The 21,161-nt window shown below is 53.4% G+C and carries 22 protein-coding genes; 9 read left to right on the forward strand and 13 right to left on the reverse strand.

The window, feature by feature from the left end; translation table 11 throughout:
• Positions 1-87: 87 nt before the first annotated feature.
• Positions 88-942: an SDR family oxidoreductase gene (locus R50912_RS31880; RefSeq protein ID WP_042240824.1), complete on the reverse strand. Its 855-nt coding sequence runs from the start codon at positions 940-942 to the stop codon at positions 88-90.
• Between the two features lie 229 nt (positions 943-1,171).
• Here R50912_RS31880 and nudC point away from each other — a divergent pair, with 229 nt between their 5' ends.
• Positions 1,172-2,044, forward strand: coding sequence for an NAD(+) diphosphatase (gene nudC / locus R50912_RS31885; protein ID WP_052416797.1), 873 nt, complete (start codon positions 1,172-1,174; stop codon positions 2,042-2,044).
• 12 nt (positions 2,045-2,056) lie between these two features.
• Here nudC and R50912_RS31890 read toward each other — a convergent pair whose 3' ends face one another.
• Complete coding sequence (locus R50912_RS31890) at positions 2,057-2,641, reverse strand: NAD(P)H-dependent oxidoreductase (RefSeq protein ID WP_042140449.1); 585 nt, start codon at positions 2,639-2,641, stop codon at positions 2,057-2,059.
• A gap of 120 nt (positions 2,642-2,761) precedes the next feature.
• On the opposite strand from R50912_RS31890, the gene R50912_RS31895 reads away from it, so the two are divergent.
• On the forward strand, positions 2,762-3,190 hold the full coding sequence (locus R50912_RS31895; RefSeq protein ID WP_042240825.1) for a MarR family winged helix-turn-helix transcriptional regulator: 429 nt from the start codon (positions 2,762-2,764) through the stop codon (positions 3,188-3,190).
• Positions 3,191-3,223: 33 nt separating this feature from the next.
• On the opposite strand, the gene R50912_RS31900 is transcribed toward R50912_RS31895, so the two are convergent.
• From R50912_RS31900 to R50912_RS33765, 4 genes are all read right to left on the reverse strand, one after another.
• Entirely contained in the window at positions 3,224-4,642 is a 1,419-nt protein-coding gene (locus tag R50912_RS31900; RefSeq protein WP_042240827.1) for a DHA2 family efflux MFS transporter permease subunit, read from the reverse strand.
• A gap of 52 nt (positions 4,643-4,694) precedes the next feature.
• On the reverse strand, positions 4,695-5,444 hold the full coding sequence (locus tag R50912_RS31905; RefSeq protein ID WP_052416798.1) for an ABC transporter permease: 750 nt from the start codon (positions 5,442-5,444) through the stop codon (positions 4,695-4,697).
• Positions 5,441-6,367, reverse strand: a complete 927-nt coding sequence (locus R50912_RS31910) for an ABC transporter ATP-binding protein (RefSeq protein WP_042240831.1) — start codon at positions 6,365-6,367, stop codon at positions 5,441-5,443. Before R50912_RS31910 ends, R50912_RS31905 begins: the two co-directional genes overlap by 4 nt.
• A 70-nt stretch (positions 6,368-6,437) precedes the next feature.
• Positions 6,438-7,118: a TetR/AcrR family transcriptional regulator gene (locus tag R50912_RS33765; protein ID WP_197073009.1), complete on the reverse strand. Its 681-nt coding sequence runs from the start codon at positions 7,116-7,118 to the stop codon at positions 6,438-6,440.
• 180 nt (positions 7,119-7,298) lie between these two features.
• Here R50912_RS33765 and R50912_RS31920 point away from each other — a divergent pair, with 180 nt between their 5' ends.
• Positions 7,299-8,333: a C40 family peptidase gene (locus R50912_RS31920; RefSeq protein WP_042240834.1), complete on the forward strand. Its 1,035-nt coding sequence runs from the start codon at positions 7,299-7,301 to the stop codon at positions 8,331-8,333.
• Between the two features lie 86 nt (positions 8,334-8,419).
• Here the strand turns inward: R50912_RS31920 and R50912_RS31925 are convergent, their stop codons facing one another.
• Complete coding sequence (locus R50912_RS31925) at positions 8,420-8,761, reverse strand: zinc ribbon domain-containing protein YjdM (protein ID WP_039295098.1); 342 nt, start codon at positions 8,759-8,761, stop codon at positions 8,420-8,422.
• 229 nt (positions 8,762-8,990) lie between these two features.
• On the opposite strand from R50912_RS31925, the gene R50912_RS31930 reads away from it, so the two are divergent.
• The 3 genes from R50912_RS31930 to R50912_RS31940 all read left to right on the forward strand — a co-directional run bounded on the left by R50912_RS31930 (position 8,991) and on the right by R50912_RS31940 (position 11,455).
• Positions 8,991-9,383 carry a GNAT family N-acetyltransferase gene (locus R50912_RS31930; RefSeq protein WP_156123428.1) on the forward strand — a complete coding sequence of 131 codons (393 nt, stop codon included), beginning with the start codon at positions 8,991-8,993 and terminating at the stop codon, positions 9,381-9,383.
• Between the two features lie 80 nt (positions 9,384-9,463).
• A complete protein-coding gene (locus tag R50912_RS31935) occupies positions 9,464-10,423 on the forward strand; it encodes a catalase family peroxidase (RefSeq protein ID WP_042240840.1) in 960 nt (319 codons plus the stop codon).
• A 144-nt stretch (positions 10,424-10,567) separates the two neighbouring features.
• Positions 10,568-11,455: a diacylglycerol/lipid kinase family protein gene (locus tag R50912_RS31940; RefSeq protein WP_042240843.1), complete on the forward strand. Its 888-nt coding sequence runs from the start codon at positions 10,568-10,570 to the stop codon at positions 11,453-11,455.
• A gap of 12 nt (positions 11,456-11,467) precedes the next feature.
• Here the strand turns inward: R50912_RS31940 and R50912_RS31945 are convergent, their stop codons facing one another.
• The 3 genes from R50912_RS31945 to R50912_RS31955 form a co-directional block, all read right to left on the reverse strand.
• Positions 11,468-12,352, reverse strand: coding sequence for a phosphotransferase family protein (locus tag R50912_RS31945; RefSeq protein WP_042240846.1), 885 nt, complete (start codon positions 12,350-12,352; stop codon positions 11,468-11,470).
• Between the two features lie 243 nt (positions 12,353-12,595).
• Positions 12,596-13,072 carry a DinB family protein gene (locus R50912_RS31950; protein ID WP_042240850.1) on the reverse strand — a complete coding sequence of 159 codons (477 nt, stop codon included), beginning with the start codon at positions 13,070-13,072 and terminating at the stop codon, positions 12,596-12,598.
• Between the two features lie 110 nt (positions 13,073-13,182).
• Positions 13,183-13,728, reverse strand: a complete 546-nt coding sequence (locus R50912_RS31955) for a hypothetical protein (protein ID WP_039295040.1) — start codon at positions 13,726-13,728, stop codon at positions 13,183-13,185.
• Between the two features lie 391 nt (positions 13,729-14,119).
• Here R50912_RS31955 and R50912_RS31960 point away from each other — a divergent pair, with 391 nt between their 5' ends.
• Positions 14,120-15,034 carry a phosphatidate cytidylyltransferase gene (locus R50912_RS31960; RefSeq protein ID WP_042240854.1) on the forward strand — a complete coding sequence of 305 codons (915 nt, stop codon included), beginning with the start codon at positions 14,120-14,122 and terminating at the stop codon, positions 15,032-15,034.
• A 101-nt stretch (positions 15,035-15,135) separates the two neighbouring features.
• On the opposite strand, the gene R50912_RS31965 is transcribed toward R50912_RS31960, so the two are convergent.
• The 3 genes from R50912_RS31965 to R50912_RS31975 are packed head-to-tail and all read right to left on the reverse strand — an operon-like array spanning position 15,136 to position 18,790.
• Positions 15,136-17,343, reverse strand: a complete 2,208-nt coding sequence (locus R50912_RS31965; protein ID WP_042240857.1) for a carbohydrate-binding domain-containing protein — start codon at positions 17,341-17,343, stop codon at positions 15,136-15,138.
• Between the two features lie 27 nt (positions 17,344-17,370).
• Positions 17,371-18,054: a DUF4956 domain-containing protein gene (locus tag R50912_RS31970; RefSeq protein ID WP_039295048.1), complete on the reverse strand. Its 684-nt coding sequence runs from the start codon at positions 18,052-18,054 to the stop codon at positions 17,371-17,373.
• On the reverse strand, positions 18,047-18,790 hold the full coding sequence (locus R50912_RS31975) for a polyphosphate polymerase domain-containing protein (protein WP_042240860.1): 744 nt from the start codon (positions 18,788-18,790) through the stop codon (positions 18,047-18,049). The genes R50912_RS31970 and R50912_RS31975 overlap by 8 nt, the downstream gene beginning before the upstream one ends.
• Before the next feature lie 332 nt (positions 18,791-19,122).
• Between R50912_RS31975 and R50912_RS31980 the strand changes: the two genes are divergently transcribed.
• Both R50912_RS31980 and R50912_RS31985 read left to right on the forward strand, forming a co-directional pair.
• Complete coding sequence (locus R50912_RS31980; protein WP_042240863.1) at positions 19,123-19,800, forward strand: response regulator transcription factor; 678 nt, start codon at positions 19,123-19,125, stop codon at positions 19,798-19,800.
• Positions 19,800-21,068, forward strand: coding sequence for a sensor histidine kinase (locus R50912_RS31985; protein WP_042240866.1), 1,269 nt, complete (start codon positions 19,800-19,802; stop codon positions 21,066-21,068). The genes R50912_RS31980 and R50912_RS31985 overlap by 1 nt, the downstream gene beginning before the upstream one ends.
• The last annotated feature ends 93 nt before the right edge of the window (positions 21,069-21,161 follow it).

A 21,161-nucleotide genomic window follows, 5' to 3' on the forward strand; every position in this document is an offset into this window, starting at 1 on the left:
GGATCACTATTGGATCACAAAAAATCCCCGCTCGCTGTAATCAGCAAGTGGGGATGCTTTTGAAAGTAAGGCGTCCCGGATAGGAAATCAAGCCAGCAGCTGGCGTACACCTTCACTAAGCGGGGTAAGCGGACGGTTCAGCAGCTTCTCCAGATCGCTGCTCTCAATGCCCAGCGCACCGTCGCGGATGGCGCCCTGAATGGCAACTACGATCGGCAGCGCGAATTCGGGCACGCCTGCACCGGCCATGATCTTCGCGTAGGTTGCGTCGTCAACCTGCTGCACGTTCACCTCTTGTCCCAGCACTTCACCGACTATGGCAGCAAGCTCTGCCTGGGTCGCGGGTGCGCCGGACAATTCATACACAACATTCTCACGGCCTTCACCGGCCAGTATGGCGGCCGCGGCCTGGGCATAATCACTGCGTGTGGCCCAGCCAACCTTGCCGCCTTCAGCGGAAGTCACCCAAGGTGCGCCGGCCTTAGCAGCCTGAATGGAGCCTGCCTCATTCTCCAGATACCAGTTGTTGCGCAGGAAGGCATACGGAATGCCGGATTCACGGATGAATTCTTCCGTGGCACGGTGTACCGGCGCAAGGAACAGGGAGCTGTTATCGGCATCAGCTACGCTGGTGTAGACGATGAAGCCTACCCCTGCGCGGACAGCGGCATCCACAGCCGCCTTGTGCTGGCGGGTCCGGGTATCATTATCGCCATCTGCAGAGACGATCAGCAGGCGGTCGACTCCGGCAAACGCTGCATCCAGCGTCTCCGGCTGATCGAAATCACCATGGCGGACATCAACGCCTTGTGCCTGCAACTGCTCAGCCTTCTCCGGGTTTCTGACACTGGCTACAATATTCTCAGCCGGTACAGTCTTCAGTAATGTCTCTGCTACGATGGAACCAAATTGACCCGTTGCTCCTGTTAATGCGATTTTCATTTCAATTCCTCCATTATGGGTATCTTTTATTTGAATAGCAGTTGTTATTTCCCGTAAACATAGGTGATTTGCTCTCCTGTAACTATTGTAGTTACACGTTGGCGAAATGTCAAATGGATTGTTTCATCAGCTGATGACAGGTATGGAATGCGCATAACGCTGAATGGTTAGCCTTCCCTTATCATGCTATTCTTAATAGACAAATTCCCTTTTAGAAAGGTTCTGCATAATGGAGAAACAGAGAGAAAGCATCTATACACGCTATGTTCCGGGATTGACTCCGGAATCTGAATTCACCGGCGAGGCCTGCCAGCTCATCTTCCAATCCGGCAAGCTGCTTGTTACGGAGCCTTCCTCCCCTCCCGGCATCCCTATGGCCCGCTCCCTTGAAGAGCTGGCGGTCACGCCGCTGCGCATACTCTACCTAGGCACCTTCGAGGGTCTCCCCTGCTATGCCTCAGAGGTAAGCGCGGAAGCTCCCGAGCCGCCGGGCCTCACTTTCCGTCCGCTGCGCTCCTTATATGAAGTGCTGGAGGAAGACCTGTTCCATCTTGCCGGCAAAGCGCTCCAGCTGCTGGTCTGGGACGGCAATCACCGGTTCTGCGGCCGTTGCGGAACTGAAACCGCACACTCTCTGACGGAGCGGTCCCGGATCTGCCCTCAGTGCGGGCTGGTTAGTTACCCGCAGCTTGCGCCTGCCGTCATTACAGCAATTCTGAAAGATAGTCAGCTTCTGCTCGCCCATGCTCCGCATTTCCAGAACGGGATGTACGGGCTGATTGCCGGCTTTGTCGAGCCGGGTGAGACCCTGGAGGATTGTGTGCGGCGTGAGACTATGGAAGAGGTCGGCCTGAAGGTCAAGAATATAACCTATTTCGGCAGCCAGCAGTGGCCTTTTCCCAATTCTCTGATGGTAGGCTTCCTTGCAGAGTATGAGAGCGGAGAAATAACAGTTGACGGCGAAGAGCTTGATCATGCCGCATGGTTCCCTACGGAGCAATTACCCGTTATTCCGCCGCCGGTCAGCATCGCCCGCAAAATCATCGACTGGGTCGTAGAGCAGCACTCTGAGTCAGGTGCAGCTGCGGACAAGGAATTATAGACGGGACCCGATTCAGCCTACCGTCTTGAAATAGCGGTAAATCTGCTCCAGCTTACGGCTCTGCTTGCCCTTCGGACTCTCCATGCTGCCGAACTCGAAGAACTTCACCTTGCGGATGCCCACAAAATTGAACAGGGCTTTGCGCATCAGCGCCTTGTGTGAGTTATTCAGCCACAGCAGCGGATAGTGGGCCGGCCCCTTCATGCTGGAGATGCAGATAACGCTCTTCCCCTTGAGCAGTCCTTCCGGCAATAGTCCTCCCTTATCGCGGTACGCGAAGCCGGAAGCAAACATCCGGTCAATGTACCCCATCAGCATCGCCGGCGGTCTTCCCCACCAGATTGGATAGACCAGCACAATCTGATCGGCCCAGAGCAGCTGTTCCCTGTATTCCTCAAGCTCCGGATCACGGTACATATCGCGTCTGCGTTTATTCTCATTAAACACGAGCACCGGATCAAATCCGGCCTCATACAAATCAAGCACTTTGACTTCGTTAATCTTCGTATTCTCCTTGCTGCCGCGCAGCACTTCCTGCAGAAAAGCATAGCTGAGACTGCGGTGGTTCGGATGTGTATAAATAACGAGTGTGTTCATCAGTGTATTCCCCTTTAGTTATCATTTGATAACAAAAACATAGCATAGATTTATTTTAGTTGTCAAATGATAATTGTTTTTTGATAATTAATTTGGTATGTTTTCCTCTGAGGTGATCTTATGGACAATAACCAGCTGTTCCAGAAATTCGTAGCCTTCAGTGCTGCCGTCCATCAAATAACAAACGATATAACCAAAGATGTGAAATCAGAGGCCTTAACGCCGCTGCAATATAAAATTCTCGAATACATCGCCGTCAGCCAGCCGGTAACACTCAGCGAGGTCAGTGACTGTATGCAGATGTCGATGCCCAATACGAGCCGTGAAGTGAAAAAGCTCAGCGAAAAGGGCGTCTGTACCCGGATCACTGACCCGGATGACCGCCGCAAGCAGGGGATCACGCTCTCTGCCGCAGGTGAAGCGCTGATGAATGAAGCCTTTCAGCAGATTGCAGCCCGGTTCGAGCAGCGTATTGCGGGTATAACGGCAGCAGAACGCAAAGAGATCGAGCAGGCGCTCGATCTCTTGCAGCACAAAGTATTTTATTAAGCCAGGGCTATCCTATCCCCATTCCAACAATGGTTATTTCACAGCCACGCCCTTCGCCGGAATCTCAGCGGGGGCTTCCTTGCGTTTGATGAAGAGGGCCAGGATCAGCGCAGCTACTGCGGCTCCTGTTGTTACCATAGAAGCCACATTCATCCCGTGAATTAAGCTGTGGACATCTCCCGTTGGTTGCTGGCCGCCGCCGCTATGAGTCATTATGGTGACCAGCAGCGCTGTGCCGATGGAACCGGCAACGGTCCGCAGCGTGGTGTTCACGGGAATCCCATGCCGGATCAGGGCAGGCGGCAGGGAATTCATCCCGCTGGTGATGACCGGCAGCAAGGTCAGGCTGACGCCGACCATCCGCAGAGAGTACCCGGCCATCAGGAACGTATAGGTCGTATGCTCTGTCAGATTCGAGAACAGCAAGGCAGAGAGGACCGTCAAGCCGAGTCCGGTGATGACCATCGTCCGGGCACCTATTTTATCGAAAAGCCTGCCCGCTATGGGCGACATTATACAGATGAGAATCGCACCGGGGAGCAGCATGAGACCTGATTTGAGCGCGGTATAACCAAGCATAGTCTGCATGTAGATAGGGAGCAGCAGCTGGGCGCTCAGCATGATAATCATCAGAATCATACTGATCACTGTAGCCATCGTAAAGGCAGGACTGGTGAATACCCTCAGCTCCAGCAGAGGATTCTCCATGGTCAATTGCCGCCAGACGAACAGGCCCAGCGCAATGAACCCGATCGCCAGGGAGATCAGCACCTCCGTACTTCCCCACCCTCTGCTGCCGGAGACGCTGAATCCATATAATACGCCGCCGAAGCCAAGCGAGGATAACGTCATGGATAACGCATCCACCTTACTTTTCACCTGCGGGGTAACATTCTTAACGAGAAAGACTCCAATGACGGTGATTAGCAGGGAGTAAGGAGCCAGAACATAGAACAGCAAGCGCCAGGAATGATCCTCTACCAGCCAGCCGTTCAATACAGGTCCGATGGCCGGGGCGAAATTAATTGCAAGCCCGATCATCCCCATCGTGAACCCCCGCTTGGCAACCGGGATCAGGATGAACGTTAACGTCTGCACCAGGGGAAGCATGATGCCCACTCCGACGGCCTGCACGATTCTTCCGGTGAGCAGCAGTCCGAAATTCGGCGAGACCGCACACAGGAGCGTTCCCGCGGTCAGCATACCCATGGCAAAGACGAAGACCTGCTTGGTTGTAAACCTCTGAATCAGAAAAGCCGTGATCGGAACCACAATGCCTGTAACCAGTGCAAAAGCCGTTGTCAGCCATTGGGCAGTACTCGTGGACACCTGGAAATCGCCCATAATATTCGGCAGGGCTGTATTCAGTGAAGATTGATTCAGCAGCCCGAGCATAGTCCCGATAATTAGAATAGCCATGATTAGTACGGTTCCCTTTGGTATCTTCTCCATTTAGTTTCCCTCCATTGATACGTATTGATTATCTTCTAAAAATCCGCCTGATCTATGTCTGGTCGGCATAACGCCACCAGGCAAGAGTGCCTATTACGCCAATGCCGCCGGTTAGATACGGAAGCATACGGCTAATCGCCTCCAGATGGGAGCTCTCCTCCCCCGAAGCGCCGCTGAACAATCCGGGAACAGCCCATGGAATATATTCCACAATACCGAGCGCCCCGCCGAACTGGGCAACTACAATGGTCAGCAGGACCACGCCGAGCGGAGTCATATAACCACGGCCGATACAAGCCATCCACGCCACAGGTATGCTCAGGCAGATCACCATTAGACTGACCTCCGCGTAACGGCCGAAGCCATGAAGAATGACCTCCAGGCTCCATCCGTCCAAGCCGACAAGCCCTGCTGTTACGCAGCCGACGATGAATACCAGCAGCGCCAGCCCCATGCTGAGGACTGCGGCAACGAGCAGCTTGGCGGCAGCCACCCCGTATCTAGACAGCGGCAGGGCCAGCAGATCCTTGAGCGTGCGGTCGGAATATTCCCGGCCGAAGATCCAGCTGAACACAAACCCGAATCCGATGAGGCCCCCCATAGAGATCACAATACCCAGCTCCTTCAGGAGTCCCTCCATATTGATCTCACCCTCGAAGCTGCTCTGGGAGCCAATCGTCCCCGAGAAGACCAGCCCGATCATGACCGGCACCATCATACTGGCGGCAAGCGAGATCCAGAACAGCCTGGAACGGCGAAGCTTAAGCACCTCTACCCCCAAGGCTGATATCCATTGATTCATCCTTTCTTTCCTCCTTCAGCCTCAATCATTCTTAGAAAATAAGCCTCCAAATCCTCTTCCTCCACCTGAATCAGCGTGGGCGGCATATCCGCATACACAAGCAGCTTGGAGATGTGGTCCGGGTTCGCGATAGCACGTTCATCGGCAAGCAGCAGCGTTCCCTCTTCGGCTTCCTGCACAGCATATCCGGCCTGAATCAGCCTCTTCCGGGCACTGGCCGTGTCCCGGGTCTGCACAAGCAGGCGCTTGCGGAGCAGATGCTGCAGCTCCTTCACATCCGCCTCCTGCAGCAGCCGGCCCTGATGCACGATGCCAATCCGCGTCGTCAGCCTGGAGACCTCACCGAGAATATGGCTGGAGATAAAAATCGTTACGCCGTGCTGAAGTGCAAGCTCCCGGAGCAGCTCCCGCACCTCTACAATCCCGGCCGGATCAAGCCCGTTCGTCGGCTCATCCAGAATCAGCACCTGCGGATGATGCAGCATGGCCTTGGCGAGACCCAGCCGCTGCCCGTTGCCGAGGGAGAGCGTCCCCGCCTTGCGGTCCCGGTAAGCGGTAAGCTGGAGCTTATCGATGATGCTTTCAATGGCCCTGCGGTCTGCGATACCCCGCAGCCTGCGGATAATCTCCAGATTCTCGCGGACGGTCAGCTCAGGATAGGAGTAGGGCGTCTCGACCATGTACCCTACCTTCGCCCACAGCTTATGACTGCCCGCATCCACCCGCTGTCCGAATACATAAGAAGACCCGGAATCAGGGCGGATCATGCCTAGCAGCATACGGATGGTTGTTGTTTTGCCGGCACCGTTCAGTCCCAGGAAGCCGTAGATTTCGCCCTGGTTCACCTCCAGAGACAGTCCGTTCACAGCATGATTGCTGCCAAAATGCTTGGTTAACCCTTCAGTCTGAATCATTGCGGTCATAAACATCACTCCTGCTCCCAATTTAAAACTAACTAGTTGTTTATAATTTGTCCAAAAAAGCAGCCGTCTCTTACAGCAAAGACGGCTCCATAACACCATGGATAATAAACTGCACGATCTGCCGGGTGGTCTCTTCTCTCATCTGCGGGGAATCCAGTGTCCCTAGCAAATGTTCAAACCGTGAAGAAGACTGCAGGGTAGCTGTAGTCACATTCATAATCAGAATCGGAAACAATGCCGGGTCCAGATCCTGGCGGAGGATTCCGTTCTTCTGTGCAGCTAAGGCCAATTCATGCATTTGTATAGCATCGTCCGGACGATAGGTGATCTGGTTCCAGGTCTTCCAGTCTTCAGCGGCCTCCCAGAATAGAATTTTCAGGTAACTCCGGTGCTCCAGAAGGAAGGACACCGTCTCCCGGGTCCAAGATTCCAGGAAGCTCCTGAACGCCGCAGGGTCCGATACAACCTTCTCATTCTTCAATAATCCGCTAATGACCGCGCCTGTAATCTGTTCGCCAATCTGGTCCGCGCGTTTGACGACTTCTGTATATAGGCCCAGTTTGTCGCCAAGATACTGATAAATCAGACTTTTATTGTACCCGGACGCCTTCGCAATGACATCAATCCGTGCCGCTGAATAGCCAAACTCGGCAAAGATCTTCTCGGCTGCATCAAGAATAATCCCTCTGGTTCGGGCAGCATCGTAAATTTTGGGACTCCGTTTTTTTTCTGATGATACTATACTTGCCACCTCCATTTATAACTAACTGGTTAGATTTTATGATGAATTCTGGCAGAAGTCAAGAGCAACTCATTTAAGCCTGGCCCAATCACCTTGGCCCGGCCTTCCCTTCCAACAATTGGCACAGAACCATTTCGCCCCGGCAACGTCCAATGTATAGAGTTAAATCTATCCAAAAGGTGATAATCGATGACAACTAGAAGAACTGTACTCCTATCCCTGCTCGGGCTGACCCTGTTAGCCCCGGCCTCTGTCCATGCAGATGCAGCAATTGCGCCCAAGCCCATTTCCATCTATCTGAACGGGCAGCAGCTTCAGCCCGAAGCCCGGCCGCTGAATATCAGCGGTACGGTGCTCGTACCCATGCGTAACCTGTTTGAAGCCCAGGGTGCCGAGCTCTCCTGGAATAATACAAGCAAGACCGTGACGGCAACCAAAGGCGGCACTACCCTGACCTATACCCTTGGTTCAGCCGCTGCCCGGCTGAACGGACAGCCGCTTGCCCTGAGCGTACCGGGGCAGCTGTCGCAGGGTTACAGCATGATTCCCCTGCGCTTCGTCAGTGAAGCCCTGGGCAGCACCGTCACCTGGGAAGCAGCCACAGGTTCCGTCTTAATCTCTTCAGCCGCAGCCTACAATACCTCGGTTACTTGGGGGGTTAATCTGCGCAGCTCCCCCGGCTCAGAGAGTGAAGCCACCAATCTTGGTCTGTTGCCCGCAGGCAGCAAAATCCAGGTCATCCGCGAAGTGAATGCCCTTTGGCTGGAGGTGCGGACGGAAGATCATGTGACCGGATATCTGTCCTCCAAGCCGAAATATACGGATTACAGAAGCACCTCTCTGCTGCAGAAGCAAGGGGACGCACTGATTGCCTACGGGAAGAAATATCTGAATGCGCCTTACGTATTCGGGGCTTCGCCGGATCAGACCGATACGTTCGACTGCTCGTCTTTTGTGAAACGGGTATTTGCGGACACGCTGTCGGTTGAGCTTCCCCGCGTGTCTTATGACCAGGCGCTGGAAGGTACTGAGGTTGGAGTGGACGAGCTGCGCACGGGAGATCTGCTGTTCTTCAGCGCCCGGGGGCTGGATATAGGACATGTGGCTATCTATGCCGGAAATAATCAAATGCTGCATACCTATTCCAAAGAGCTGGGTGTACATATCGAGGCCTTCGGCAGCCAGTGGAAGAAACGTTTCGTTACCGCCCGCAGAATTCTATAACATCAAGTACATTCTTACTCCTCTACCAAGAAATAAAAGGACCGGAATCTGCTGCCCGCTGGGGTTCGGATACCGGTCCTTCTGTTTTATGCTTTACGGACAAACTCCGACTTCAGCTTCATCGCACCAAACCCGTCGATTTTGCAGTCGATATCATGGTCGCCTTCCACCAGCCGGATGTTCTTCACCTTAGTGCCTATCTTCAGAACGGATGAGCTGCCTTTTACCTTGAGGTCTTTAATCACCGTTATGGTGTCCCCGTCAGCCAGAACATTGCCGTTCGAATCCTTAACCACCTTCTGGTCCACGTTGCTTGCATTCTCTGTGTCCAAAGACCACTCATGTCCGCATTCCGGGCATACCAGAAGCGCTCCGTCCTCATAGGTGTACACGGAACTGCACTGCGGGCAGTTTGGTAATTCATTCATTATTTCTTTTCTCCATTTCTGCTTAAGCACTATTTTGGGGATGATCCTGCTTAATTTTAGCATATAGCTTGCTAGCCAGCGACAATTATATTATCATCTAATTAGATATTTATCTAATAGAAAGCTGGTGGTTATCATCATCCAATTCGAAGCCGTTCCAGATCCCCTATCCCCGGAAAGCCTTCAAATTCAAGCCTCAATCCTTAATTCCCAGCCTGCCTTCAACCTCATGGTGGAGCATAAAGCGTACCTCGAACCGCTGGAAATCCGCGAAGACAACCGGGTGAACCTCGAAATGGGAGAAAAGATGCTGTACATCAAGGCCCACACCGGGTACGCTGGGCTAATTACCTACCTTCCCGATTACGGACAGGATCATCATCCATGGATCGGGCTTCTGGTTATTCACCAGCAGTATAGCCGGCAGGGTATCGGGAAGACTGCCGTCCATGAGCTGGAGCAGATGTTTAAGCAGCAAGGCTTAACCGCGGTCAGGCTGGCGGTTCAGCTGGAGAATAAGGCCGGGGAAGCATTCTGGACTGCGAACGGCTATGTCCGGATCAGAAGTGCCATGGATAACCATAATAATGAAGTGGATGTCTACGAGAAGCAGTTTAAGTAAAAAGCCGGTGTGGTAATAACTATGATCCAGCTGATGCAGCTTGTCCGGGTACAAATGAACTTACGAGGAGTGAGTATGGCATGAATACATCTGATCGGATCAGCCATCTTCCCGCAAGCGGGGACGAATATTCCAGCCTGGCCGCTGAGGCCGTAGACGCGATCGAGGATCTGTCCGGGGTGCATCCCGGATACCGCCGCGCGCATGCCAAGGGAATCTGCTGCCGTGCTTTCTTCCGGCCAAGCGGCCTGGGCATGGAATTCACCACCGCCGCACATCTTCAGGAGCAGCAGGTGGACGCAGTGGTCCGTTTCTCGGGCAGCTCCACCGATCCGGCGCTGGCGGACCTTCTCTCGCCCGCCAAGGGTATGGCGGTCCAGTTCAGCCTGCCGGGTGGAGGGATTACCAATCTGGTCGGAGTGACGATACCTGTCTTTTTTGCCCGCACCCCTGAGTCATTCATAGATATTGTCCGTACGGCCCACCGCGCACAGGCCGGCATACTCGGGACCCTGGAGCTGATCAAGGAGATCACGGTCCACTTCAGCGAGAGCAAGACGAGTCTGCTGGCCGTGAAACGGCTGAAGCCGCCTGCCAGCTACGCAGAGAGTCATTATTACTGCATTCATGCTTATTATTTGGTGAATGCAGAGGGAAGGCAGCAGCCCGTACGGTTCGAGTGGATTCCCGAGACGGGAGTGCGTACCTTATCGGCTGAGGATGCGGCGCAGCAGCCGGATCATTATCTGGAGGATGAACTTGAGCTTCGCTTCAAGGATGAGTCGGCCATCTTCCAGCTCGTGGCTGTTCTCGGTGAAGAAGGGGACCCGACGGATGACCCGACCCGTGCCTGGCCGGAGGACCGCCGGAGAATCGATCTCGGCCGGCTGCATCTCTCGGAGATCATTCCGGAACCGGAGGGACTGGTAATGGACCCCACCGCAATCACGTCCGGGATACTGCTGTCGGACGATCCGATTCTTAACTTCCGCAGCGCAGCCTATGCCGATTCTCATCATAGACGAAGTGAAGGAAGATAATCCCGGCCGGAGCTGTGGCGCAGGATGTCCGGATACAAATTAAGCGCCAAAGGGACTTTTTGCTGCCCTTTGGCGCTTTTGATTCAATCGCTAGGCCTGGTTGGGTAATGGATAATAATCCAGACACACAGAGAGGAGTGCAGTATGCAGCAGGCTATGATTATCATCAACCCCGCGTCCGGCAAAGCAGACGCGCGGGACTATATCCGCAGTGCGGAAGAGATTCTGCAAAGCGCAGGATATCAGGTTACCATCCATGAAACCGCCGGGGAGGGGGATGCAACTGCGTTCTGCGTGCAGGCATGCAGCGGGGGCTATGATCTGGTGGTGGCCATCGGCGGAGACGGCACCCTTCACGAGACCATGAACGGGCTTGCCGATCAGGAGCACCGCCCTAAGCTGGGGATCGTGCCCATGGGAACGGTGAATGACTTCGCCCGTGCCCTGCAGATTCCGCTAAGTCCTGCGGATGCCATCCGGACGCTCTCTTCCACCCGTACGCAAAGAGTCGACATGGGCCGGCTGAACGACCGGCTGTTCGTAAATGTGGTTGCTGCGGGCTCACTGGCCGGCTCACTCTCTTCTGTTACCACCGAAGACAAGACCCGGCTGGGTTTCCTGGCCTATCTGAAAGAGGGCATTAAAGAGCTGGCCAGCAACAGCGCACACGCTCTGACCATTACGCATGACGGGGAGATCTGGGAAGGCTCTTCGCCGCTGTTTATCGCGGCGCTTACGAATTCAGTAGGCGGATTCGAGAAGCTTGCGCCCGGTGCTGCTGTAGATGACGGGCTGCTTCACTGCTTCATCGTCAAGGATCTTAATCTGCTGAACACCGTAACGGTCAGCATCTCCTTGCTGCTCGGCAACCTGAGAAATCATAAAGATGTTATCTATTTCACGGCTAGACAAGTCACGGTGCACTCTTCCGAGCTGGTGAAGACCAATGTCGATGGTGAAGAAGGCCCGCCGCTCCCCATCCGGCTAAGCACGATTCCGCGTCACATCCGGGTTATTGTGCCGGAGCAGTGACTGGCCAGCCGGTTACGGAAGACTACTCCCGTGCAGATCGCTGAAATCCTCATTCAGCGTCCATTCCAGACGCCGAACCCACTCACGCTGCACCTCTTTGGGAGCAATCCGCAGCCGGTGCAGCACATTCCACACTTTATATAGGCTGGATGCTTTCAACTGCTGCGGTGTGAACGAGAGCGGATTCCCGGACAGGTAGCCCCGGATGAAGGCTGCATTCAGCTCCTGGGCTTGCCCGGGGTAATGCAGCTTCGTGAACCAGCAGACCCAGGCCACGTCATTGAGCGGACCGCCCCATTCTGCCCATTCCCAGTCCAGCACATGAAGAGTACCTTCCGGTTCACAAAGTATATTATGTACCCCGTAATCCCCATGCGTCAGAACCCAAGGCTGGTCCTGGGCATCGGCAGCCGATAGGAGCTGGAGCGAATACCTGCTCAGGGGGCCCGGTACGAACTCTAACTTCTTCTTAATCATCTGACTAAGTGCAGATCTGTTGCTGAGGCGTAGCCCTTGCTCTTGCAGTTGGTACGGCTGCGAATGAATCTGGGAAGCCAGCAGCTGGCCCATTCTGCTGTATATTTGCTTCGCTCTCGCCCAGTCTCCTGCATCAAGAACGGATTGTGCACTTACGCCCGGCAGGCAGTCCATCACGAGTATCCGCATCCCGTCCATCTCTGACACATCATGTATGGCCGGTGTATCACAGCTTCCCTGTACCAGCTTCATTGCCTGGATCTCATTGAGCGTGTCTTCGTTAGACAGATTCGTTACTTTGGCTACAAGCGGAGGCTCCGCCCCTGCCATCAGATAGGCGAAATTTGTATACCCTCCTGTAAGCCGCTCCAACCGGCAGGCATATCTTATTTCCAGCGCTCTGATGATATTAGCATTCATGATATGAAATCCCTCTCTTTTTCCTTCAGTAGACAATATTCCAAGAATATCACATGCTCCAGTTTATTACAGATTCAGGCATTCTGCACAAGCAGGCGGCGGGCAAATTCAGGAATCCGCTTCAGCGGAAAATCGTGTGCAACCTATATATTCTTATCTATGCAGTATAAACAAACCCGCAAGTAACCTTACGGGTCTGTTCGGGATGCTTCTTATCGTTCCGGCAGTATTTTCGCAGATGGGTTACTGCTGAAGCGTGCCGTACAGCTTGTGAAGCAGGACCATTTGGCCGATATGGTAGGCATTATGCGTAGCCGCATTGCTGATGATTTCCCACCAGACAGCCGGTCCAGGGAATCCTTCCACCTGTTCCTCAAGTCTCGCTTCGGACAACAGGGTCTGCCATTGCAGCAAGACCTGCAGCAGGCTTTCCCGCAGTTCGCTGAATGCCGTACCCTCCGGAATCACAAAGCTGCGGTTGTTATCACCAACCGGAGGGACAGCATCCACCCGCCCCGCCCGGTACCTAATCTGCCAGGTCTCATTCCAGTACAGCAAATGCCCGGTGAGTTCAGCAATACTGTTCAAGCCCGCTCCGGGCTTCCAGAAAGCCTCTTCCTCTGTAACCGCCTCTACCGCCTGAATGAACGGAAGATGCCAGCTGGGGTCATTGGCATTCGCCAATAATTGATTGGCAAGCACATCCTTGGCATGAACCATACTTCCACTCTCCTTTTCTTACTGAAAATACCACAATCCGGACATCATAAGCCAGGTAGGGTTCAACTATAATTAAAGTCCTCTTCCCTTAACGGAAACGAGGACTTTCTCTACATCCCAGAAGGGTGATAATCGCTTAACTTACCGTAATAAACCAGCTCCAGCCGGTCGCTCTGCCGGAAATCATCCGGGGTCACGAGTGCAGGCAGCTTATTCCACAGCTTAATTCCAGAGCGCTCCAGAATCTCGGCAACAAACTGCGAGCAGAAGTAGGAGTTGCTGAATTCAACCGGCTCCTTCAGCGCTATGCCGATGACGCCGAGAATATTATAGAGATACTTCTGGCGGCTGCGGATGAAGACATGCAGAACCCGCTTCATTTTCTCCACCTCACGGTCTGTAACCTGAAGCCTGTAGATGACGCATGTTGTACCCGGATACTTGCTGTATGTACCTGTACGGATATCCTCCTTCACGAACCCGCCGTTCAGCGGATTGGCCGGATGCTTCCGCCCGAAGCTGTACAGCTCTGACAGCTCCCGGTTAAACGAGATGGAGGCATGATTATACGGAGCCTTCGTGTAGCCCTGGATCAGCTTCGTAAAAAGCGTACCTGTATTGGTGAGCAGAATATAGACCGAAGAATCAGCTGACATTGCAATTTTCCCCTTATAGTCTGGTATATAGGCCTTATGTGGCAGTGATCCTGTAACTCTCTAGAATCCTGCACATAATACAACATTTCACTTATTAAATCGGTTCAAACACAAAATTGTCTCCAAAAGGCAGCATTTCGCCTCTTCCGAGCGGCTTAGCGGGAATATTCCTGTATTTCATACAACATTCCCCCCAAGCACCCGGTTATCAATAATTCAGAGTTGTAGCACGTACAACATTTATGTCTACAGTGCCTACTAAGAAGGCTCCACAGACGGCTGGAAACGGATCAGATCAAGTGGAAGCTTCAAAATAAGCTGGACACTCTGTTTATTCTAACATAAAATTCCTTTATTGAAATTCCACCCCGAGATAAGTTGGTGATTGCTGATGGACCGCTCGTTATTTACGCTTGTACTTATTTTTGCAGCTTTGTCGGTTATACACTTATTATATCTTGCTGTCAGCAGACTGCAGAAGGATAAGGACTACACCGGAATCGGCTTCCGGATCAAAACCTGGTGGGGCATGCTGTTCATCTTCTGCCTGGCTACCCTGTCCAATTCCGTTGTTTCCCTGCTGTCCCTGATGGTGCTGGCCTTCTTCGCGCTCAAAGAATATTTCTCCATGATCCGGACAAGAAAAGCGGACCGCAGACTGTTCCTCTGGGCGTACCTGTCCATTCCCCTGCAATTCTACTGGGTCTATATTGAGTGGTACGGGATGTTCATCGTCTTCATTCCAGTCTACGTGTTCCTGCTGCTGCCGCTTCCGCGGCTGATCAACAAAGGAACACTGGGCTTCCTGCGCAGTGTCAGCGCCACCCAGTGGGGGCTGATGCTGATGGTCTTCGGGCTAAGCCACCTGGCCTACTTCCAGTTTGCGTCGCCGGAATATGGGGCCGGTCTTGTCCTGTTTCTGGTCGTGCTGACCCAGCTTAATGATGCCGTTCACTATCTGGCCTCGATCTATTTCGGCAAACACAAAATCGTCCCTACCTCCAACCCCTACCTGACCTGGGAAGGATTCGCCTGCGCGTTCGTTGTAACTACAGCGGTGTCCTATCTGATCTATCCGCACCTCACACCTCTGAATCCGGCCTTCGGGTATCTCTCCGGCATGCTGATCAGCCTCAGCGGCTTCTTCGGCAGCCTGACCGTATCTGTGCTCAAGCGCGATCTTCTGATCGGCGATGATGATAAATTCGCTGCGCTGAAGAAAAGCTACCTCAGCCGTATCGACAGCCTTACCTATACCGCTCCGGTATTCTTCCATGTGATCCGTTACTTCTTCGACTTCATGTAACCGCCCGGCAGACCCGTTGCCGCTCCGGAACGCAAAAAACAGAGACTATCCGCCAATGGATAGTCTCTGTTGTCCTGTCAGGCTACAAATGCTCAGCCTGCTTACTTAGTGCTTGCTGCTGCATCTGCAGGAGCTGTTGTGCCGGCATCCGCTGGCTTGGTAGTTCCTGCGTCTGCTGGCTTCGTGGTGCCCGCATCCGCTGGCTTCGTGGTGCCCGCGTCCGCTGGCGGTGTACCGCCTTGGCCGTTGCCTCTACCGCCGCCGCCGAATCCGCCTCCACCGCCAGGGCCGCCCATGCCGCTTGGGGCAGTGGTTATACCCGACTCATTGGCCCAGGTTACACTGCTGGTGATATCAATGGTCACGAATTCGGTCCCTCCGTTGTACTCACCATCTGTATACAATCCGTCTACGGCTGTTCCGGTAGAGCTGCCTCCGGTATAGACAGTGTATGAGCCTTCTTTCAGCTCAGGAGAGCTCACAACTACCGTCTGGAAGCTCTTCGATGGAGTGAAGGTCAGGATCGTATTGCCATCAGCGTCTTCCAGGTGAACCAGGGTTCCGGCCTGCTGGGTTTCCGAGAAGGTCATGCCTACCGAATACTGGCTGGAGTCTTCACCAGGAGCCTGCGCCATACCAGAGGCACCTGCTGCTACCAGATATCCGCCCGTCATATTGAAGGTTCCGTCGTAATCCAGTGCCCCGTTGCCCGAATTCTCAGGGCCATTCACAATAGCGGTGCCGCCGGTCATAGTGATCGACCCGTTTGAATCCAGACCGTCGCCTGCTGCATTCACGGTCAGGGTTCCGCCGCTGATGGTCAGCAGGTTGCTTCCGGTGCTGCTGAATTGATCTTGTGCCTGCGTTCCTCCAGCAGCCGCGTTATTATCGTTGCCTCCGGCCACATTCACGCCGTCATCCGTCGCGACTACATTAATCTCACCACCGGATACGGTAATGCTTCCTCCTTCAATCCCTTCATAGCTCTTCGTAATGTTGATCGTTCCGCCGGACAGGGAGGTCAGGGAATCGGCATGGATACCATCATCGCCTGCGGCAATTTCGAATTGTCCATCCGTGATGGAGACATTGCTGTTACTGTGCACCGCATCATCTGCGGAATCAATCGTGAAGCTTCCCCCGTTCACGGTGAGATCTCCGCCTGCTTTCAGCCCCTTGGCGCTCGTGGACTCGGTCTCAGCCGCCGCTGCGGTGTCTGTTTCAGCCGCTGCGGTTGCAGCCTGGTCTGTTGTTGCCGCTGCATCCATCGCAGGCGGCGTACCCCCGGCTGCTGCCTGATCCCCAGAAGTCTCTGTTCCCGGACGTTGACCGCCGAAGCCGCCGCCCATGCCCATTCCGCCTTCGCCTGCCTTCACTTTCGCATTCACACTGCCGCCGCCGGTTACCAGGGTGTAGGTGCCGCCGTCAATCACTGCCGCCGTCTCGGCTTGAATGCCGTCATTGCCTGCGGTAATATCAAAGGTTCCTGCTGCAATCGCGATGAAGCCTTTGTCCGCATCTTCGTCATTAGTTGATTTGATGCCATCGCCCTCTGCATTAATGGTAATATTACCGTCCTGTACGGCGATCAGGTCTTTGCCGACGATGCCATCATCTGCTGCCTTCACTTCAAACGTGCCGGACATGATCTTCAGATCGTCTTTGCTTGAAATACCATCGTTGTAGTTGCCGGTTACCGTCAGCTTGCCGGTGCCGTTAATGGTCAAATCGGCTTTGCTGAAAATGGCTGCGCTCGGTTCGTCGGTAGCCGCATCTGCGAACACATAAGCCGCTCCGTCAGTCACGCTATTCTCTGTGCCTTCCTGCAGGGTAATCACTACTTTACCCGCTTCCTTAATATAGATCGGTGCACTGTCGCTGTCCGTCAGCTGTACACCGTTCATTACCAGCCGTACGGTTCCCTTCGCCTGCTCGTCTACAATAATCTGCCCGTCACTGAGCGTGCCGCTGAGTACATAAGTCCCTGCTTCCGTAATCGTTACTGTTCCGTCCGCAGCTGCGGCACCGGCGCCGTTGACAGTAGCGCCCGTTCCGGCTAGGGTAATCGCGGTCGAATCCGCCTCCGTCCAGGCCGTCTCAGCATCGTCTTCATCAAAAGTTACCAGATCCGCCAGCTTCACACTTGCCAGCTGCACTGCGGCAGACGTACTGCTCTGCTCAGCCGTTACTGCAGTACCTGCGTTGTTACTTGTAGTATTTTGCGTAGCGGCGTTTGTGCTGCAAGCCGACATGACTGCGGCGCATAACAGCACCAGTCCTATTTTACCGCCTAAGATTAAGTTCTTCATCTGTCATCTTTCCCTTCTGTTTTAGCATTAATAATCATTCATGACCGGAGCCATGGTCAGTGAGAGGTCAAGGTTACCGTTGCGTGTGCGGATAGCGTCAAGTAATTCCTTCTGGCTCGTGTGCTCATCAATCGTTACGGCATAGACCAGTTCATACAGGCTGCCTAGTTCGGTGGTTCTGATCTTCTTCAGCTCGTAAGCCACACCAAACTTGTTGAAGACTTCCGCAAAGGCTTCCTCATACCCTAGATTCTCGGGAATGGTCACCTTCAGTGTCTTTTGCATCGACTTTCTAAGACCAAAGCCTGTGCGGTTCAGCACGACCATCAGGATGCAGAGAATAAGGGTGAAGAGTACCGCATACCCGAATGATCCAACCCCGCAGGCCAGGCCGGAGGCCATAGTGAACAGGACGAAGGTGATATCCTTGGGATCGCCGGGTGCGCTTCTGAACCGGATGATGGAGAAGGCGCCGGCAAGGCTGAAGGCCCGGGCAACGTTGCTGCCGATGAGCAGGATAATGATGGCCACAATGACTGGCAGCAGGACCATCGTAAGCGTGAAGCTCTGCGAATAGCCAGCAGGGTTCGTCTTCATGTAGGTGAAGCTGATCAGTCCGCCAAGTACAATCGAGATCAATATGGTTAGAATGGCATTCGTGAAGGTTAGCTCCGTAGTGGTCAGGGCTGCGGAAAAAATCGAATCAAGCATATCGAACACTCTCTCTTTCTGCTTTGCTGTTCTTCAGCATTTTTTTATATTCGTTGCCGTATTTGGAGAAGCTGGTGCGGTACATCTGGTGCTCCGAGAGCAGCTTGGCCAGCCAGACCGGAATCGTCTTCTCGGCCTTCACTTCCATCAGCCATTGGCCCGGCTCCAGCAGCTCTTCGCCGTATACACCATGCTCCATCTTCAGATCGTACCGCCGGCAGCGGATATTCGTATCGAAGGTGATGCGCAGGTCGCGGTTATTTTTGCAGAACATTGCTTTGCGGTCATAGGACAGGTACAGCTTCGGCTGCAGATCATAGCGGGTCAGCATGTACTTGATTTCTTCAATTACCTGCTTGTTCATGTAGCTCTTGAATTCAGGCTCGATCCCGCTGGCGACAAAATCATAGGCTTCATTCAGCTTGAGCGAGGTTCTTCTCTTGTTCACCAGGCCGAACACCTTCTTCTTAATCTCCAGATAGACCTTGGTGTCGCCGGTAGGAATGCCGTAGGCCCGGATGCGAAGCTTCTCCTTGTATTTCGGCTTGGCCAGGCTGCTGCGGATCAGGGAATCATGCGGTGTGTCATAATACAGGTTGGTGATGGAGTAATACTCATGCTGCTTGTTGTACTCATCGGGCTCCATATATTCGAGCAGTTCGTTATAGAGCTTCAGGTAGGATTCGGTGTCAAACAGGTATTTGTTCTCGTAACGGTTGAACACTTCGATAGCCATAGGGGTTCAGATCCTTTCGGGTTGTACTGGAGGCTGCATTTATCTGCCCTTTCGTGTATGCCCTCGCTTGCTTATGAATGTATCTTAGCCCCCGAACCTTTAATGAATCTTAAATGGTTTTACACTGCGCTGACTTTTTAACACAGGGATAACACTTCCGAATTCATCTTCTATATAAGTGCCCTGGAGCGGTTGGAATTTCATCCGATGATCTCGCCCTGAATACCTCCGGGAGCACTTGAACAGCAGTACAGTTAAGGTTGATTAAAGGTAATCTTGCTATAATGGCTTCAGCAGCAAGTACATTACTTATGAAGAGGATGAGCCATCCCATGAGAATATTAATTGTAGAAGACGAGATTCATCTGGCGGAAGCCTTGACCCAAATATTGAAGAAGCACAATTACTCGGTGGACGCCGTCCATGACGGCAGATCAGGTCTCGATTATGCGCAGAGCGGGATCTATGACCTGCTGCTGCTTGATATTATGATGCCGGAGATGGATGGAATCAGCGTGCTGAAGGCCCTGCGGAAGGACGGAATCTCCACGCCGGTCATTATGCTGACGGCCAAAGGGGAGATCACCGATATGGTCACCGGACTCGATCACGGAGCGGACGATTATATCGCCAAGCCGTTCTCCTCGGAGGAGCTGCTGGCCAGAATCCGGGCCGCCCTGCGGCGCAAAGGGGAAGTGATTCCTGAGGATGGCCTGAAGTTCGGAGATATTGAGCTGAATACGGCGAATCCGAAGCTGACCGTGAAGGGCAAGGAAATCAAGCTGAACCTTAAGGAAACCGAGCTGCTGGAGCTGCTGATCTTAAGGAAGCAGGCCGTTACCTCGAAGGAGCAGATTATTGAGAAGCTGTGGGGCTTCGATTCCGAAGCGGAGCATAATAACGTAGAGGTCTATATCTCTTTTTTGCGCAAAAAGCTTACCTTCCTGGGTTCAGAGGTGCGCATCAGCACGATTAGAGGCGTGGGTTATGTATTAGAGGTGAGTGCTTAATGTTCAAGAAACTCAGAAACCGGTTCCTGATTGTCAATCTGGCTACCATCTCCATCATAATGCTGATTGCCTTCGCCTCGATCTATATTATCATGTACGTTAATGTGCAGAGCGATATTAATATGGCGCTGCACCGGATTGCGGACAATGAGCAGAAGGGACCCGGCGGTGCATATGGAGGCCCGCGCGGCGCAGCAGATGGAGGCGGCATGCCCATAGATAAAGGGCCCATTGACGCCTACCAGCCGGACCGTTCCGTCTCATTCACCATACAAACCGATGCAAGCGGTACGCTGGTCAGCAAGGATTCCAAATTCACGATGGATGATGAGTTCTATGACGCTGCGCTTAAGGAAGCCCTTAGTAACGGCAAGGATATTGGACGCTTCACGCTGGACGGCAGCCGGTGGATCTTTATGGTCAAGCACACAGCGGCCGGGAGGCAGATCGTCTTCATGGACATCACTTCACAGCAGAAGATCCTGACCAACCTGATCTATACCTTCACAGCTGTCGGCCTGCTGATGCTGATTATTCTCTACTTCACCAGCCGGTTCTTCGCGAACCGTTCGATCGCACCGGTCCGGGAGGCCTTCGACAAGCAAAAGCAGTTCATCGCCGATGCCTCGCATGAGCTGAAGACGCCGCTGACGATCATCAACACCAACGCGGATGTGCTGCTCTCGAACAGTGACGATACGATCCGCAATCAGGCGAAGTGGCTGCAGTATATTAAGTCGGAGACGGAGCGCATGACCCGGCTGACCAATGACCTGCTGTACCTGACAGAGATGGATGATTCGCGGACCGGGATGATCCACAGCAAGTTCAATATAAGTGATGCGGTAGAGAATATTATCCTGACCATGGAGGCCGTCATCTTCGAGAAGCATATCTCCTTCGCCTATGACATTGATCCGGAGCTTACCGTGCTGGGGAACAGCGAGCAGATCAAGCAAGTCGTGATGATCCTGCTGGACAACGCGGTGAAGTATACCAGTCCCAGGGGCGCTGTAAACATCTCGCTCAAAAAACAAAATAACGATGTCCTCCTCTCCGTCTCGAATACCGGGGAAGGTATTGGGGCCGAGCATCTGACGCGGATCTTTGACCGCTTTTACCGGACGGACACTTCCAGAGCGCGCAAGCAGGGCGGCTACGGCCTGGGTCTTGCAATCGCGAGGTCGATTGTGGATCAGCATAAGGGGAAGATTTACGCGAAGAGTGTGATAGGAGAATCTACGACGTTCTATGTGCAGCTGCCGTGAGGGTTGCTCACAAGGAGACTGGCAACCATAGAACCAGGGGTGCATCGCGTGACGTTTTTGTCACTTAGCAGACAGGCTTGGGTTATAATTATG

Origin of the sequence: Paenibacillus sp. FSL R5-0912, assembly GCF_000758605.1 — a bacterium.
GTDB lineage: Bacteria > Bacillota > Bacilli > Paenibacillales > Paenibacillaceae > Paenibacillus_AQ.